This is a genomic window from Shimia sp. W99 (assembly GCF_053851455.3).
Genome location: NZ_JBSQBU020000001.1, coordinates 3,626,965 through 3,639,752, shown reverse-complemented (window position 1 = coordinate 3,639,752; position 12,788 = coordinate 3,626,965). Strand labels below are relative to the sequence as shown.

Below are 12,788 nucleotides of genomic sequence, written 5' to 3'. Positions count from 1 at the left end.
CTAAAAACGCCTGTCAGGCCGAAGAGTCACTCTCCGGCCGGGCGTTCTGAAACATAAGCTTCGCGCGCATGTCGCGCGCAAATGCGGCTTCCAGAACCGCCATCGTCGCGTGGTTCGTCTGGCGCAAGCGCACGACCTTGGCCCGCTCGATCCGCCAGACCCGTGCCGGCGTTTGCAGGATCACTGTCGCCGCGGCAACCTCTTCCCCAATCAGGGACATCTCTCCAATGAAATGCCCGCCGCCGACGACACGCACCAACCGTCCGTCGGTGTGGACGGCCACTTCGCCGTCCGACAGGTAACACAGGAATTCAGGCTGAACCCCCTCGACCGTCAGAACCCGCCCTTCCGGCAAATCCTCCCATCGGCCCAGATCAAGAAACCGGCGTGCCTGCCCCGGAGACATCGCCAAGAGAAACTGCGCGCGGAAACTGTTTTCCTCTTCCGAGAACACGGCTCTCCGATCATTCCGCCAGAGGATCGCCAATTCAGCCAGGTTAACGATCACAAGCAGCGATTGCCAGAATACCCCTACCGGGTTGTTCAGCCAGAAATAGTCAAATGCGATTCCTGCAAGAGCCGAGGCAATCACGAAAATCCGAAGCCACAGCATCCGCCGCATGAGCATGGACAACACCAGAAGCAGGTAGGACAAATGCCCCGCCCAGCCTTCGGTGATGAAACTTGTGTCTACAGAGAGCATCCCTTGAACTTCGCTACATGAACCCGACGGCAATACTGTGCCTGAACCGGTGCGAAACGCAAAGCTACTCCCATCTGTAGTTGAAGCTCACCGAAATCCGCTCGTCCTCGGCCATGTTGATGGGCACCTCGTGGCGCAGCCAGCTTTCCCAAAGCAGGACGTCCCCGACCTCCGGCTTCACATAGATGAACGGCTGCAGATCGCGCCGCGCGTCTTTCTTGCGAACCGGCGCCGCCATCATGCGGCCCGAACGCGGGTCTTCGAGCTTCAGCGCACTGGCACCGCCCGGCATCGACACATAGGTCGTGCCCGAGATCACCGAATGGGGATGCAGGTGCGAACTGTGCGTGCCACCTTCAGGCAGGATATTGATCCACAGGTCTTCAAGCTTCAGCTCCCGCCCATCGAGATCAAACTCAAGGTCCTCGGCAAAAGCCGCAACATGCCGGTCCAGCGCCTCGACAATATCGGCAAAGATCGGGAACCGCCACGCCAGGTCCGTCAGCGACGCATAAGAGGTGTATCCCGGATATCCGTTTTCCTCGCACCAGGCCTGCCCGGCCTCGTCATCTTCGGCGATGGAGTAACAGGACGCCTCAAGCTCTTCCGGATCAACGGGCTTGCCATATTCCGAGAGCTTGGCGCGGTAAAGTCGGGTCACAAAGAGAGATTCGATCTGGGCCATTCTGGTGTCATAGCCCAGCCCAGCCCCCGATGCGAGGGGGCACTTTTTCCCTTGTTTTCCTTATCCGGCGCTGCGCCGGACCTGTGTGTCGTCAGCGGCTAAGGCCGACTGCCCCTTGGCAATCATCTCGTCCAGAGCGTCAAGCCAGGCTTCCGCGAGATCGACATTGCCTTTTCTCAAAATATTGAGCGCCATGTCCCGCTGTGGGCAATCCGGGTAATGATCAAGAATGTAACGTACACTGATGCGGTGGCTTTCTACGCGCATGAGGCCTCCAAAACAAAACTGTGCGCAGTCTATCACAGACCGAATGCATCTGCGCCGATTTTCACGCAAATACCCGCATTCTGCTACCCAGACGCGCCCTATCAGAATCCCGCACCCCTTATACGGGAAAACCCCCGCCATTTTCATGGCAGGGGCTCAGATTTTTGGACGAGAACGGGATCACCCGTTCGCCGGCTTACCAGTCTTCACGAACCACGACACGGGTCTTGATCGGCAGTTTCATCGCCGCCAGACGCAGGGCCTCACGGGCGATTTCGTCGGATACGCCGTCGATTTCGAACATCACGCGGCCGGGTTTGACCTTGCATGCCCAATAATCAACCGAACCCTTACCTTTACCCATACGAACTTCGGTCGGCTTCGAGGTGACCGGAGTGTCGGGGAAGATACGGATCCAAACACGACCCTGACGTTTCATGTGACGCGTCATGGCACGACGTGCAGCTTCGATCTGACGAGCTGTCACGCGCTCGGGCGTGGTGGCTTTCAGGCCGTAAGAACCGAAGTTGAGGTCCGAACCGCCTTTTGCAAGGCCCTTGATCCGGCCTTTGTGCATCTTGCGGAATTTAGTACGCTTTGGTTGAAGCATCTCTTTTCCTCCTTAGCGACGACCGCCAGCACCGCGAGGTGCAGGGCCATCCTGGAGTTCCTGTGCTTTACGGTCGCGTGCCGACGGATCGTGCTCCATGATCTCACCTTTGAAGATCCAGACCTTGATCCCGATGATCCCATAGGGGGTCATCGCTTCGGATGCGGCGTAATCGATGTCGGCGCGCAGAGTGTGCAGCGGCACACGGCCTTCACGGTACCATTCGGTCCGTGCGATTTCGGCACCACCCAGACGGCCAGCAACGTTCACCCGGATACCCAGGGCGCCCATGCGCATGGCGTTCTGTACGGCACGCTTCATCGCGCGGCGGAACGAGACACGGCGTTCCAGCTGCTGAGCGATCGACTCGCCAACCAGCTGTGCGTCCAGCTCGGGCTTGCGAACCTCAACGATGTTGAGGTGCAGTTCCGAGTCGGTCATCGCGGCAATTTTCTTGCGCAGGGTTTCAATGTCTGCGCCTTTCTTGCCGATGATGACGCCGGGACGTGCAGTGTGGATCGTGACGCGGCACTTCTTGTGCGGACGCTCGATGATCACACGTGCAACACCAGCTTGCTTGCACTCTTTCTTGATGAACTCACGGATTTTCAGGTCTTCCAGAAGAAGATCGCCGTAGTCCTTGGTATCTGCGTACCAGCGGCTGTCCCAGGTGCGGTTGACCTGAAGGCGCATGCCGATCGGATTGACTTTCTGACCCATTAGGCTTGCTCCTCAACTTGGCGCACCGTGATGGTGAGTTCCGAGAACGGCTTCATGATCTTGCCGAAACGGCCACGGGCACGCGGACGACCGCGCTTCATGACCAGGTTCTTGCCCACATAGGCTTCGGCAACGATCAACTCGTCGACGTCCAGGTTGTGGTTGTTCTCGGCGTTGGCGATTGCGGACTGAAGACATTTCTTCACATCCTGCGCGATCCGCTTGTTCGAGAAAGTCAGGTCGGTCAGCGCCTTCTCAACTTTCTTGCCACGGATCATCGCGGCCACCAGGTTCAGTTTCTGCGGGCTCGTGCGAAGCATACGGACTTTGGCCATTGCTTCGTTGTCAGCCACGCGGCGGGGGTTCTTTGCCTTGCCCATGACTTACTTCCGCTTCGCTTTCTTGTCGGCAGCATGCCCGTAGTAGGTACGGGTCGGCGAATACTCACCGAATTTCTGACCGATCATGTCCTCGGTAATCAGCACGGGAACGTGCTTCTGGCCGTTGTAAACGCCAAACGTCAAACCCACGAACTGGGGCAGGATCGTCGAGCGGCGCGACCAGATCTTGATAACTTCGTTGCGACCCGACTCGCGCGCTGCTTCGGCTTTTTTCAGCACGTAAGCATCGACAAAGGGGCCTTTCCATACAGAGCGAGACATATATTAACGCCCCTTCTTCTTGGCGTGACGCGAGCGAATGATAAGCTTTTGCGACGCTTTGTTCTTGTTGCGGGTGCGGGCACCCTTGGTCGGCTTACCCCAGGGCGAAACCGGGTGACGACCACCCGAGGTCCGGCCTTCACCACCACCATGGGGGTGATCGATCGGGTTCATAACCACACCACGGACCGACGGACGCTTGCCTTTGTGGCGCATACGACCGGCTTTACCGTAGTTCTGGTTCGAGTTGTCGGGGTTCGACACGGCACCAACGGTTGCCATGCATTCCTGGCGCACCAGGCGTAGTTCGCCCGAGCTCAGGCGGATCTGGGCGTAGCCACCGTCACGACCAACGAACTGTGCGTACGTACCTGCGGCACGTGCGATCTGACCACCCTTGCCGGGTTTCAGTTCGATGTTGTGGATGATGGTACCGATCGGCATGCCCGAGAACGGCATTGCGTTGCCCGGCTTGATGTCGGCCTTGGCCGACGCGATCACCTGGTCACCAACCGCCAGACGTTGCGGAGCGAGGATATAAGCCTGCTCGCCGTCTTCGTATTTGACCAGGGCGATGAATGCGGTCCGGTTCGGGTCGTATTCGATCCGTTCGACGGTGGCCGCCACATCAAATTTGTTCCGTTTGAAGTCAACAATCCGGTAAAGGCGTTTTGCCCCACCACCGCGACGACGCGATGTAATCCGTCCGGTGTTGTTCCGGCCGCCCGACTTGGTCAAACCCTCGGTGAGGGCTTTGACAGGACGTCCTTTCCAAAGCTCCGAACGGTCGATCAGCACCAGCCCGCGCTGGCCCGGCGTCGTCGGCTTATACGACTTGAGTGCCATGCTTTCTGTCTTCCGTTTTACAGTACCAGAGGTGGTCCCCTGGCTATGTTTGAGGCCCCCGCCCGCAAGTTTTCTTGGAAAAAACTCACTACTAAGGTGCCAGTGGTATAGGCCCCCGTAGGTGCCCGACTAAATAACAACCGGCCCCAGAACGAATCTGAGGCCGAGAAGATGAGGGTCTTTAGCAGGGGCGGGGGTGGCTGGCAAGTGGAGCGCGCGGTTTTCTTTTCAACGTAGGGTGCGTGATCTCACGCACCGCCCCGTGACCGGTTCCTCGAGGTGCGTGAAATCACGCACCCTACGGCCTCTGCCCTGCATCAAAGCCGGGTCGGACCCCGTCTTTTCAATCTCCGCAGCTTGCCCACCGCGCCATGAACCCGATCCCCAAAGCCTAAACACGATCCATATCAAAGTCCCCCTACGTCAATCTTGCTAGAATCGCGCATAATCCCGTCCCGGACCCATGCCTCACAAGGAGACCCCAAGATGGCCACAAAATCCAAAGACACCAAAACCGCCGAAAAAGCCGCTTTCGACCCGATGGCCGCCTTCAACCCGGCCGCCGCCAAGGTCTGGCAGGACATCATGGCCGAAAGCGTTCGCTTCATGACAGAGCGCCTGCAAAAGGACATGGAAACGCAAAAGGCGATGTTGTCCTGCAAATCCCCGGCAGAGCTGCTGCAGCTGCAGACCGAGTTCTTTCAGGATGCCATGAAGGACTATACCGACGAAGCCACGCGGATGCTGACGCTCATGTCCTCGACCGGGACGGCGCGCTCCTATGACGACGTGCCTCTCTGAGGCAAGAGACGCAACGCCCCACGAAACAAAAAGCCCCTCGGCGCGAACCGAGGGGCTTCTTTTTTCTTCCGGCACGGGGCTCTCACCCCGGCACGATCAGAGACCGGTGGTCACGTCGATCGTGTTGCCTTCTTCGAGGGTCACATAGGCTTTTTTCACGTCTTTACGCTTGCCCAGCTGGCCGCGGAAACGCTTGACCTTACCCTTGGTGATGGTGGTGTTGACCGCTTTGACCTTCACACCAAACAGAGCCTCAACGGCCTCTTTGATCTGGGGTTTGTTCGAGTCGATTGCCACTTCAAAAACAACCGCGCCGTTTTCGGACGCCATGGTCGATTTCTCGGTGATGATCGGCTTGCGGATCACATCGTAATGTTCTGCCTTCGCGCTCATTTCAGTCGAGCCTCCAGTGCTTCGACACCCGCCTTGGTGATCACCAGCGTGTCACGCTTGAGGATGTCATAGACGTTTGCGCCCATCGTCGGCAGGATATCCAGACCTTCGATGTTCTTGGCTGCCTTGGCGAAACCTTCGTTCACCGACGCACCGTCGATGATCAACGCGCGCTTCCAGCCCAGGTTTGCAACCTGCTTGGCCAGTGCGGCGGTCTTGCCTTCGGCTTCTGCAGCGTCGATCACGACCAGTTCGCCGGCTTTCGCCTTGGCGGACAGTGCGTGACGCAGACCAAGCTTGCGGAATTTCTTCGGCAGGTCGTGGCCGTGCGAACGCGGCGTCGGGCCCTTGTAGATACCACCTTTACGGAAGATCGGCGCGTTACGGTCACCGTGGCGTGCGCCGCCGGTGCCCTTCTGGCGATAGATCTTCTTGGTCGAGTAGCTGGTTTCCGAGCGGGTCTTGACCTTGTGAGTACCGGCTTGCGCGTTGTTGCGCTGCCAGCGCACCACACGGTGCAGGATGTCCGCGCGCGGCTCCAGACCGAACAGGTCTTCGCTCAGCTCGATGTCGCCGGCTTTACCGCCGTCCAGTTTGATCACATCAAGTTTCATGCTTCACCACCTTCCGCGGGAGCTTCTTCCGCCGGTGCTTCGGTTGCAGCTGCCTTCACGGCTGCCGGGAACGGCAGACCTTCGGGCGCTTTTTTCTTCACGGCGTCCTTGACGGTGACCCAGCCACCTTTGGAACCGGGAACGGCGCCTTTGATGAACACCAGACCACGATCGGCGTCGGTTTTGACGACTTCGAGGTTCTGGGTGGTCACGCGGGCAGCACCCATGTGGCCGGCCATTTTCTTGCCTTTGAACACCTTGCCGGGGTCCTGACACTGACCGGTCGAACCGTGCGAACGGTGGCTGATCGAAACACCGTGCGACGCACGCAGACCGCCAAAGTTCCAGCGCTTCATGGCACCGGCAAAACCTTTACCGATCGAGGTGCCCGAAACGTCCACTTTCTGACCTTCCAGGAAGTGCTCCGCCGTGATTTCGGCGCCCACTTCAATCAGGCCATCTTCTTCGACGCGGAACTCGACCAGCTTACGCTTGGGCTCAACCTTTGCAGCTGCAAAGTGGCCGCGCATGGCTTGCGAGGTGCGTTTGGCTTTGGCCGAACCGGCGCCCAGCTGAACGGCGGTGTAACCGTCTTTTTCAACTGTCCGCTGTGCGACGACCTGAAGGCCATCCAGATGAAGAACGGTCACAGGGATCTGCTTGCCGTCTTCCATGAACAAGCGGGTCATGCCCACTTTCTTTGCGATAATTCCAGAGCGCATCCTTGATACCCTCCTTAGACCGAGATCTGGACGTCAACACCAGCCGCGAGGTCGAGCTTCATCAGCGCGTCCACGGTCTGGGGAGTCGGATCAACGATGTCGAGAAGACGCTTGTGCGTACGGATCTCGAACTGATCGCGGGATTTCTTGTCAACGTGGGGACCACGCAGAACGGTGAACTTCTCGATTTTGTTCGGAAGCGGGATCGGGCCACGGACGGTCGCGCCGGTGCGCTTTGCCGTGTTCACGATTTCCTGTGTGCTGGCATCCAGAACACGGTAATCGAAAGCCTTCAGCCGAATGCGAATGTTTTGACTTTGCATTACGTCAGCCTTTTCATAGGCGTTGGAGTTGAGAGGAGGACCTGCGACCACCGCAAACCCTCATCGAACCCAAACGGCGGGAATCACCCCGCCGCCAAGTTCTCCTTGAGAACCCGCGCCGTATAGTTGGGATTGGTGCAGGGGGCAAGGGTTATTTCCGTGACCGTCATGTGTCCGGCCCTCTTGAGTCCCCCTCCCTGCGCGGGCCATCGCGCATGGCATCGGCGACTATCGGCTGAAGCACCGGAACTCCCCTTGGAATCGCCCCCCCGCTTTCCCATTTACACGGCAAAGACACCGCGCGCGCGATGGCGCGTGGGCTGGAGAACAAGGATTTCACCATGTCATACGCAAAACTCATTCTCGCCTTGCCCGTCGTCGGGCTTCTGGCCGCCTGCGAAAACACCGGCGCCAGCTACGAACCCGTCATCGACGGCGCCGTCGGCCCGAACTACTACGCCGATCTCTCGGCCTGTCAGAACCTCGCCGCCTCGCAAGGCGCGCTCGACAGCAATGCCGGGGGCAAGGCCGCCGCCGGCGCCGGGGTCGCCGCCGCTACGACTGCGGTGTTCAACAACAAGGGTAACAACGTGCGCGATGCGGCCGCCGTCGGCGCCCTTGCCGGTCTCACCGCCAGTGCGATTGATCAGAACACCAAAAAAGAAAACATCGTCAAAAGCTGCATGCGCCAGCGCGGCTACCGAGTCGTCGGCTAAGCGCACCCCACGGGGCAGAGGCGACACTGCCCCGTGGGACAATTCCCCCCGACCTCCAACCTTTACTTTTGGTCGAAAACGGACATCATTTCGGCCCTGAGACGCGCCACATCATCGTCCACAGGAACGTCTGGATTACAGTGAAACGGCGGCAAGGCCACCACCCGCACCTTCCCGCTCAGTGGCATGATCCGGCCGCGTGGCAGCAACCTGTCTGAATCCAGAATGACAATCGGGCGGATACTGCGCCCGGATTCACGCGCCACCAGAACGGCCCCCGCCTTGAACTCCCCGAGCGACTGCGTTTTCGTGCGCGTCCCTTCGGGGAACAACACCACCGACCGGCGCGCTGGCATTTCCTGAACCGCGTTGCTCAGCGTCTCCATTGCCACCTTGCCACTCTTTCGGTCGATCTCCACCAACCCGGCGCCCAGAAACCCCGTCCGAAGCAGCTTTGCGTCGAACAGCTCTTTCTTGGCGGCAAAGGTGAACCACTTTTCATCCGGCACCACGTCCATCAGCGTGAACCCATCCAGATGACTGCGATGATTGATGACGATGACACTGCCCGTGTCCCGCGCCAGATCCCGCTTGTTTGCCTCCGACATCTCCACCCGGATGCTGAGCAGCCACAAAAGCCGCGAACAGGCCCGCTTGACCAACCGCCAGTACCAGCCGCGAAACCCCTTTCGCCGGGCGCAAAACAACGGCACGAAGCCGATGAAAAGGAAATAGAACGGCCCGAGCACAACAAGCACACTGCGCTTGATCAGCCTCAGCCAGAAGGGATCGATCGCCGCTCTGGCCATGTTTTGGGAATCCGGGGTCCTGGCCATGTCGTCCTGACGCAACAAGTGCCTGTCAAAGGCAGTGGGGCCATGAGATCCCGTTCTGTTGCATCCCGGGAAAAGCGTCAGGGCAAGCGCCATGGGTGAAAGACACGCTCCGCACCGCAGCGCCTCTATCCGGCAAATCCGACCGAACTGCAATCTCTACTTACCCATGGGGAAAGCAAAAACGGGCCCGCCCTCTCGCGGACCCGCTTTTCAGGCCGCTCGCCCCTGAACGCTCGAATGGTCCGCCACGATACCCCGATCGAACAACCCGGCGATCTCCGTGCCATCCAACCCGGCCACCTCTGCAAGGATTTCCTCGGTATGCTCCCCCAGTACGGGGGCCGCGACCGGCGCGCTGCGCACGGCTTCCGAAAACTCGGCCGGCAATGCGGGCACCGGGAACTGTCCCAGCCCCGGCTGATGCAACATCTTGAACATAGGATTGTCCGTCGACAGGTCCGGATCCTGCGCCACGGCCTCTTTCACGGTGCGAAACACCGACCATGTCAGCCCACGCCGGTCGAAATCCGACGCGAAATCCCCCAGCCGACGTGCGGCAAACCACGGTGTCAAAATCTCGGTGATGGAATGGCGCAGATCCCAGCGAGCCCCCTCGTCCCGCAGGGATCTGCCACTCCGGGCCTCAAGCCCAGAGATCTCTTGTTCAATACCTGTCGCCTCGACCAGCCCGCGCCACTGCCGGTCTGTCAGGCCGATCACCATCACGCGCTGGTCATCGGCACACAGGAAATCCTGTCCGTAAGCGCCATAGAGCGCATTGCCGGACTTGCCCCGCGGCGCGTCGTTGACAACCGCATCCCCGATCATTCCCAGATGTCCAAGCGTTGCCGCCGCCACATCCTTGAGCGACAGTTCCACGTTCTGCCCGACACCCCGGCGCAACCGGTGCCGTTCCGCCGCTAACAACGACGACACCACGAGGTTCCCCGCGATCAGATCCCACGCCGGAAGCGCATTCGCCACCGGGTCGGGATGGCCCTCCGGCCCGGTGATATCGGGAATCCCAAGCGCCGGGTTCACCGTGTAATCCACTTGCGGGCGCCCGTGCCGGTCCCCGCTCAGGCACACCATGATCAGGTCTTCGCGATGCCGCGACAAGGTTTCGTAATCCATCCACCCCCGCACCCTGAGATTGGTCAGGAACAGCCCCGCATCCTCGCCCGGTGCCGTCACGATCCGGGTGATCAATTCTCGCCCCTCGGGTGATTTCATATCCACCGCAATCGACTTTTTCCCCTTGTTCAGCCCGGCCCAGAACAGGCTCTGTCCCGACGGGGCCAGCGGCAACCGCCCCGCATCCAGCCCGCCGCCCAATCGGTCAAACCGGATCACCTCGGCCCCCATCTGGGCGAGCGTCATGCCCGCCAGCGGCACCGCGACAAAGGCTGATCCCTCGACCACGCGCATCCCTTTGAGAATGCTCATTGCGTGTCCTCCCAGATCGCCGTGGCCTGCATGCCCTGGTGTCCGCCTTGCCCGGTGCAAAGCGTCAGAGCGCCCTCTTCCTCGACGGCGGCAATCGCAAGGTCGTTGCCCGCAAACATCGGGTGCACGCCCCGGAAATGGAAATCATCCGGCACCCGCCCCTTATGCGCGCAGGCCGCCTGCATCAGCAGCGTCGCCTGTAGCGGACCATGCACGACCAATCCGGGGTAGTGTTCGACCTCCCGCGCATAATCGAGATCATAGTGAATGCGATGCGCGTTGAAGGTCAGCGCCGAATAGCGGAACAGCAAGGTCGCCGGGGTCGCATGATCTTGGCGCAGCACCGGCGCCTCCGGCATGGCGCGTTTTTTCGGCGGGTCATAGCTTTCGGGAATCTGCAGATAGACAATGTCCTGCCGCTCTTCGATGGCAAGCCCTGCCGGGCCGAAGATCTGGTGATCCACGGTCACGAACACCATCGGGCCCGCCGCGCCTACCTTTTCCGCGATGTCACGCACCAGTGAACTGCGCTGAAGTTTATCCCCAACCCGCAGCGGCGCGCGGAACCGCAGCATGCCACCTGCCCACATGCGCCGCTTGAGGTTCACCGGCGGCAGGAAATCCCCCAGCATGGGATGTCCGTCTTCGCCAAGCTCTTCCATTGGAATAGCGGGCGGAAAAGCAGCCCAATGCCAGAGCGGCGGCAACAGATCGCCATCTCGTGGCGCCGCGGTATTTCGGGAACCAAGGGTGGCGTGCATTTGCGCCGCGCGCTGTGGAGACACCCCGCCCAACGCGGTTTCCGTGCGGCCATGCCACGCGATCAGGTTCAGCTTGTCCATGTCTTCCTCCCTCGCTGCAACACATTCAAAAGGAAGAATGATCAACCAAAAATCAAATAAAAATAATGACTTACATGAATACCATGGCATACCAACCGGGCGCACCACGGCATACCGTTCGCCTGAACAGCTTGGGACAAATGGGTTTTTCGTAGGCAATTATGCACACGCGGCGTGGTCGCTGCGCCAGCAGCGTGCGACCGGATGACACAGATGGCCGTCGGAAAACCGCCACCTCCTGCAAGCAAAAGAGCCGCCCGAAGGCGGCTCTTTGCTGGTCTTTACTGAGTGGCTTTCGGCAGACTTGGCCCTTGAGCCAAGTCGCCTTTCGCCCGTCAGAGTTTTTCTGAGAAAAACTCGACGTTACTCGATGATTTTCGACACGACGCCCGAACCGACGGTGCGGCCGCCTTCGCGGATGGCAAAGCGCAGGCCCTGTTCCATCGCGATCGGCGCGATCAGCTCGACGTTGAACTTCAGGTTGTCGCCCGGCATCACCATCTCGGTGCCCTCGGGCAGCTGAACCGTCCCGGTCACGTCGGTGGTGCGGAAGTAGAACTGCGGACGGTAGTTCGCGAAGAACGGCGTGTGACGGCCACCTTCATCCTTGGTCAGGATATAGGCTTCGGCTTCGAACTTGGTGTGCGGCGTCACCGAACCCGGCTTACACAGAACCTGACCACGCTCAACCGCTTCACGGTCGATACCACGCAGCAGCGCGCCGATGTTGTCGCCCGCTTCACCGCGGTCCAGCAGCTTGCGGAACATTTCAACACCGGTACAGGTCGATTTCTGCGTGTCCTTGATGCCGACGATCTCGATCTCGTCACCCACGTTGATCACACCACGCTCAACACGCCCAGTCACAACCGTACCGCGACCCGAGATCGAGAACACGTCTTCGATCGGCATCAGGAACGGCTCGTCAACCGCGCGCGGCGGCTGCGGGATGTACGCGTCAACAGCGGCCATCAGCTCGGCGATCTTGTTCTCACCGATTTCAGGATCGCGGCCTTCCAGAGCGGCCAGGGCCGAACCCGCGATGACGGGGATGTCATCACCGGGATAGTCGTACTCGGTCAGCAGCTCGCGGATTTCCATTTCAACCAGCTCGAGCAGCTCTTCGTCGTCAACCTGGTCAACCTTGTTCATGAAAACGACCATGGCGGGGATGCCAACCTGGCGGCCCAGCAGGATGTGCTCGCGGGTCTGCGGCATCGGGCCGTCAGCGGCGTTCACAACCAGGATCGCGCCGTCCATCTGCGCCGCACCGGTGATCATGTTCTTCACATAGTCGGCGTGGCCGGGGCAGTCGACGTGGGCATAGTGACGCGCGTCGGTTTCGTATTCAACATGCGCCGTCGAGATGGTGATGCCGCGGGCTTTCTCTTCCGGCGCGCCGTCGATCTCGTCATAGGCTTTGAAGTCACCGAATTGCTTCGTGATCGCTGCCGTCAGAGTGGTTTTACCATGGTCAACGTGACCGATGGTGCCGATGTTGCAGTGCGGTTTGCTGCGTTCAAACTTTTCCTTGCCCATAATAAGGCTCCTTTTTTTCCTTGTCGGATGGTGCGTGCAGGCACGCACCCTACGGGTTTGGGT

General features: G+C 59.9%; 18 protein-coding genes. 2 read left to right on the top strand and 16 right to left on the bottom strand.

The features are described from left to right. Positions 1 to 13: 13 nt before the first annotated feature. The 8 genes from ACS3QZ_RS17640 to rplB form a co-directional block, all read right to left on the bottom strand. Positions 14 to 703 (bottom strand): Crp/Fnr family transcriptional regulator, encoded by a 690-nt coding sequence (locus ACS3QZ_RS17640; protein ID WP_456038996.1) that lies wholly within the window; start codon positions 701 to 703, stop codon positions 14 to 16. A gap of 64 nt (positions 704 to 767) precedes the next feature. Further along, positions 768 to 1,388: a 2OG-Fe(II) oxygenase family protein gene (locus ACS3QZ_RS17635; RefSeq protein ID WP_456038995.1), complete on the bottom strand. Its 621-nt coding sequence runs from the start codon at positions 1,386 to 1,388 to the stop codon at positions 768 to 770. A 60-nt stretch (positions 1,389 to 1,448) separates the two neighbouring features. Next, entirely contained in the window at positions 1,449 to 1,655 is a 207-nt protein-coding gene (locus ACS3QZ_RS17630; RefSeq protein ID WP_456038994.1) for a hypothetical protein, read from the bottom strand. A gap of 196 nt (positions 1,656 to 1,851) precedes the next feature. Beyond that, entirely contained in the window at positions 1,852 to 2,265 is a 414-nt protein-coding gene (gene rplP, locus ACS3QZ_RS17625; protein WP_456038993.1) for a 50S ribosomal protein L16, read from the bottom strand. Positions 2,266 to 2,277: 12 nt separating this feature from the next. Further along, complete coding sequence (gene rpsC, locus ACS3QZ_RS17620) at positions 2,278 to 2,985, bottom strand: 30S ribosomal protein S3 (RefSeq protein WP_093094492.1); 708 nt, start codon at positions 2,983 to 2,985, stop codon at positions 2,278 to 2,280. After that, positions 2,985 to 3,365 (bottom strand): 50S ribosomal protein L22, encoded by a 381-nt coding sequence (gene rplV, locus ACS3QZ_RS17615; RefSeq protein ID WP_093094491.1) that lies wholly within the window; start codon positions 3,363 to 3,365, stop codon positions 2,985 to 2,987. The genes rpsC and rplV overlap by 1 nt, the downstream gene beginning before the upstream one ends. A gap of 3 nt (positions 3,366 to 3,368) precedes the next feature. Then, positions 3,369 to 3,647: a 30S ribosomal protein S19 gene (rpsS, locus tag ACS3QZ_RS17610; RefSeq protein ID WP_093094490.1), complete on the bottom strand. Its 279-nt coding sequence runs from the start codon at positions 3,645 to 3,647 to the stop codon at positions 3,369 to 3,371. A gap of 3 nt (positions 3,648 to 3,650) precedes the next feature. Continuing rightward, on the bottom strand, positions 3,651 to 4,493 hold the full coding sequence (rplB, locus tag ACS3QZ_RS17605) for a 50S ribosomal protein L2 (RefSeq protein WP_093094489.1): 843 nt from the start codon (positions 4,491 to 4,493) through the stop codon (positions 3,651 to 3,653). A gap of 486 nt (positions 4,494 to 4,979) precedes the next feature. On the opposite strand from rplB, the gene ACS3QZ_RS17600 reads away from it, so the two are divergent. Beyond that, complete coding sequence (locus ACS3QZ_RS17600; protein ID WP_093094487.1) at positions 4,980 to 5,294, top strand: phasin family protein; 315 nt, start codon at positions 4,980 to 4,982, stop codon at positions 5,292 to 5,294. 96 nt (positions 5,295 to 5,390) lie between these two features. On the opposite strand, the gene ACS3QZ_RS17595 is transcribed toward ACS3QZ_RS17600, so the two are convergent. Genes ACS3QZ_RS17595 through rpsJ form a run of 4 tightly spaced genes read right to left on the bottom strand, consistent with a single transcriptional unit; the run spans position 5,391 to position 7,346 of the window. Continuing rightward, complete coding sequence (locus ACS3QZ_RS17595) at positions 5,391 to 5,687, bottom strand: 50S ribosomal protein L23 (RefSeq protein ID WP_093094486.1); 297 nt, start codon at positions 5,685 to 5,687, stop codon at positions 5,391 to 5,393. Next, the gene (gene rplD / locus ACS3QZ_RS17590) at positions 5,684 to 6,301 is read right to left on the bottom strand and encodes a 50S ribosomal protein L4 (RefSeq protein WP_456038992.1); all 618 of its coding nucleotides are present in this window, start codon (positions 6,299 to 6,301) and stop codon (positions 5,684 to 5,686) included. Before rplD ends, ACS3QZ_RS17595 begins: the two co-directional genes overlap by 4 nt. Beyond that, positions 6,298 to 7,023 (bottom strand): 50S ribosomal protein L3, encoded by a 726-nt coding sequence (gene rplC / locus ACS3QZ_RS17585; protein ID WP_093094484.1) that lies wholly within the window; start codon positions 7,021 to 7,023, stop codon positions 6,298 to 6,300. Before rplC ends, rplD begins: the two co-directional genes overlap by 4 nt. Before the next feature lie 14 nt (positions 7,024 to 7,037). After that, positions 7,038 to 7,346, bottom strand: coding sequence for a 30S ribosomal protein S10 (rpsJ, locus tag ACS3QZ_RS17580; protein WP_093094483.1), 309 nt, complete (start codon positions 7,344 to 7,346; stop codon positions 7,038 to 7,040). Between the two features lie 341 nt (positions 7,347 to 7,687). Here rpsJ and ACS3QZ_RS17575 point away from each other — a divergent pair, with 341 nt between their 5' ends. Then, the gene (locus ACS3QZ_RS17575) at positions 7,688 to 8,062 is read left to right on the top strand and encodes a glycine zipper family protein (protein WP_456038991.1); all 375 of its coding nucleotides are present in this window, start codon (positions 7,688 to 7,690) and stop codon (positions 8,060 to 8,062) included. A gap of 62 nt (positions 8,063 to 8,124) precedes the next feature. Here ACS3QZ_RS17575 and ACS3QZ_RS17570 read toward each other — a convergent pair whose 3' ends face one another. The 4 genes from ACS3QZ_RS17570 to tuf form a co-directional block, all read right to left on the bottom strand. After that, complete coding sequence (locus tag ACS3QZ_RS17570) at positions 8,125 to 8,871, bottom strand: lysophospholipid acyltransferase family protein (protein ID WP_456038990.1); 747 nt, start codon at positions 8,869 to 8,871, stop codon at positions 8,125 to 8,127. A gap of 237 nt (positions 8,872 to 9,108) precedes the next feature. Further along, positions 9,109 to 10,344 (bottom strand): CoA transferase, encoded by a 1,236-nt coding sequence (locus ACS3QZ_RS17565; RefSeq protein ID WP_456038989.1) that lies wholly within the window; start codon positions 10,342 to 10,344, stop codon positions 9,109 to 9,111. After that, positions 10,341 to 11,186 carry an HTD2 family dehydratase gene (locus tag ACS3QZ_RS17560; RefSeq protein WP_456038988.1) on the bottom strand — a complete coding sequence of 282 codons (846 nt, stop codon included), beginning with the start codon at positions 11,184 to 11,186 and terminating at the stop codon, positions 10,341 to 10,343. The genes ACS3QZ_RS17565 and ACS3QZ_RS17560 overlap by 4 nt, the downstream gene beginning before the upstream one ends. Before the next feature lie 363 nt (positions 11,187 to 11,549). After that, entirely contained in the window at positions 11,550 to 12,725 is a 1,176-nt protein-coding gene (gene tuf / locus ACS3QZ_RS17555) for an elongation factor Tu (RefSeq protein WP_456038972.1), read from the bottom strand. Between the last annotated feature and the right edge of the window lie 63 nt (positions 12,726 to 12,788).

Bases quoted from the DNA above. Each gene is read 5' to 3' on its own strand.
- ACS3QZ_RS17640 (WP_456038996.1), bottom strand. From the start codon at position 703: ATGCTCTCTGTAGACACAAGTTTCATCACCGAAGGCTGGGCGGGGCAT.
- ACS3QZ_RS17635 (WP_456038995.1), bottom strand. From the start codon at position 1,388: ATGGCCCAGATCGAATCTCTCTTTGTGACCCGACTTTACCGCGCCAAG.
- ACS3QZ_RS17630 (WP_456038994.1), bottom strand. From the start codon at position 1,655: ATGCGCGTAGAAAGCCACCGCATCAGTGTACGTTACATTCTTGATCAT.
- rplP (WP_456038993.1), bottom strand. From the start codon at position 2,265: ATGCTTCAACCAAAGCGTACTAAATTCCGCAAGATGCACAAAGGCCGG.
- rpsC (WP_093094492.1), bottom strand. From the start codon at position 2,985: ATGGGTCAGAAAGTCAATCCGATCGGCATGCGCCTTCAGGTCAACCGC.
- rplV (WP_093094491.1), bottom strand. From the start codon at position 3,365: ATGGGCAAGGCAAAGAACCCCCGCCGCGTGGCTGACAACGAAGCAATG.
- rpsS (WP_093094490.1), bottom strand. From the start codon at position 3,647: ATGTCTCGCTCTGTATGGAAAGGCCCCTTTGTCGATGCTTACGTGCTG.
- rplB (WP_093094489.1), bottom strand. From the start codon at position 4,493: ATGGCACTCAAGTCGTATAAGCCGACGACGCCGGGCCAGCGCGGGCTG.
- ACS3QZ_RS17600 (WP_093094487.1), top strand. From the start codon at position 4,980: ATGGCCACAAAATCCAAAGACACCAAAACCGCCGAAAAAGCCGCTTTC.
- ACS3QZ_RS17595 (WP_093094486.1), bottom strand. From the start codon at position 5,687: ATGAGCGCGAAGGCAGAACATTACGATGTGATCCGCAAGCCGATCATC.
- rplD (WP_456038992.1), bottom strand. From the start codon at position 6,301: ATGAAACTTGATGTGATCAAACTGGACGGCGGTAAAGCCGGCGACATC.
- rplC (WP_093094484.1), bottom strand. From the start codon at position 7,023: ATGCGCTCTGGAATTATCGCAAAGAAAGTGGGCATGACCCGCTTGTTC.
- rpsJ (WP_093094483.1), bottom strand. From the start codon at position 7,346: ATGCAAAGTCAAAACATTCGCATTCGGCTGAAGGCTTTCGATTACCGT.
- ACS3QZ_RS17575 (WP_456038991.1), top strand. From the start codon at position 7,688: ATGTCATACGCAAAACTCATTCTCGCCTTGCCCGTCGTCGGGCTTCTG.
- ACS3QZ_RS17570 (WP_456038990.1), bottom strand. From the start codon at position 8,871: ATGGCCAGAGCGGCGATCGATCCCTTCTGGCTGAGGCTGATCAAGCGC.
- ACS3QZ_RS17565 (WP_456038989.1), bottom strand. From the start codon at position 10,344: ATGAGCATTCTCAAAGGGATGCGCGTGGTCGAGGGATCAGCCTTTGTC.
- ACS3QZ_RS17560 (WP_456038988.1), bottom strand. From the start codon at position 11,186: ATGGACAAGCTGAACCTGATCGCGTGGCATGGCCGCACGGAAACCGCG.
- tuf (WP_456038972.1), bottom strand. From the start codon at position 12,725: ATGGGCAAGGAAAAGTTTGAACGCAGCAAACCGCACTGCAACATCGGC.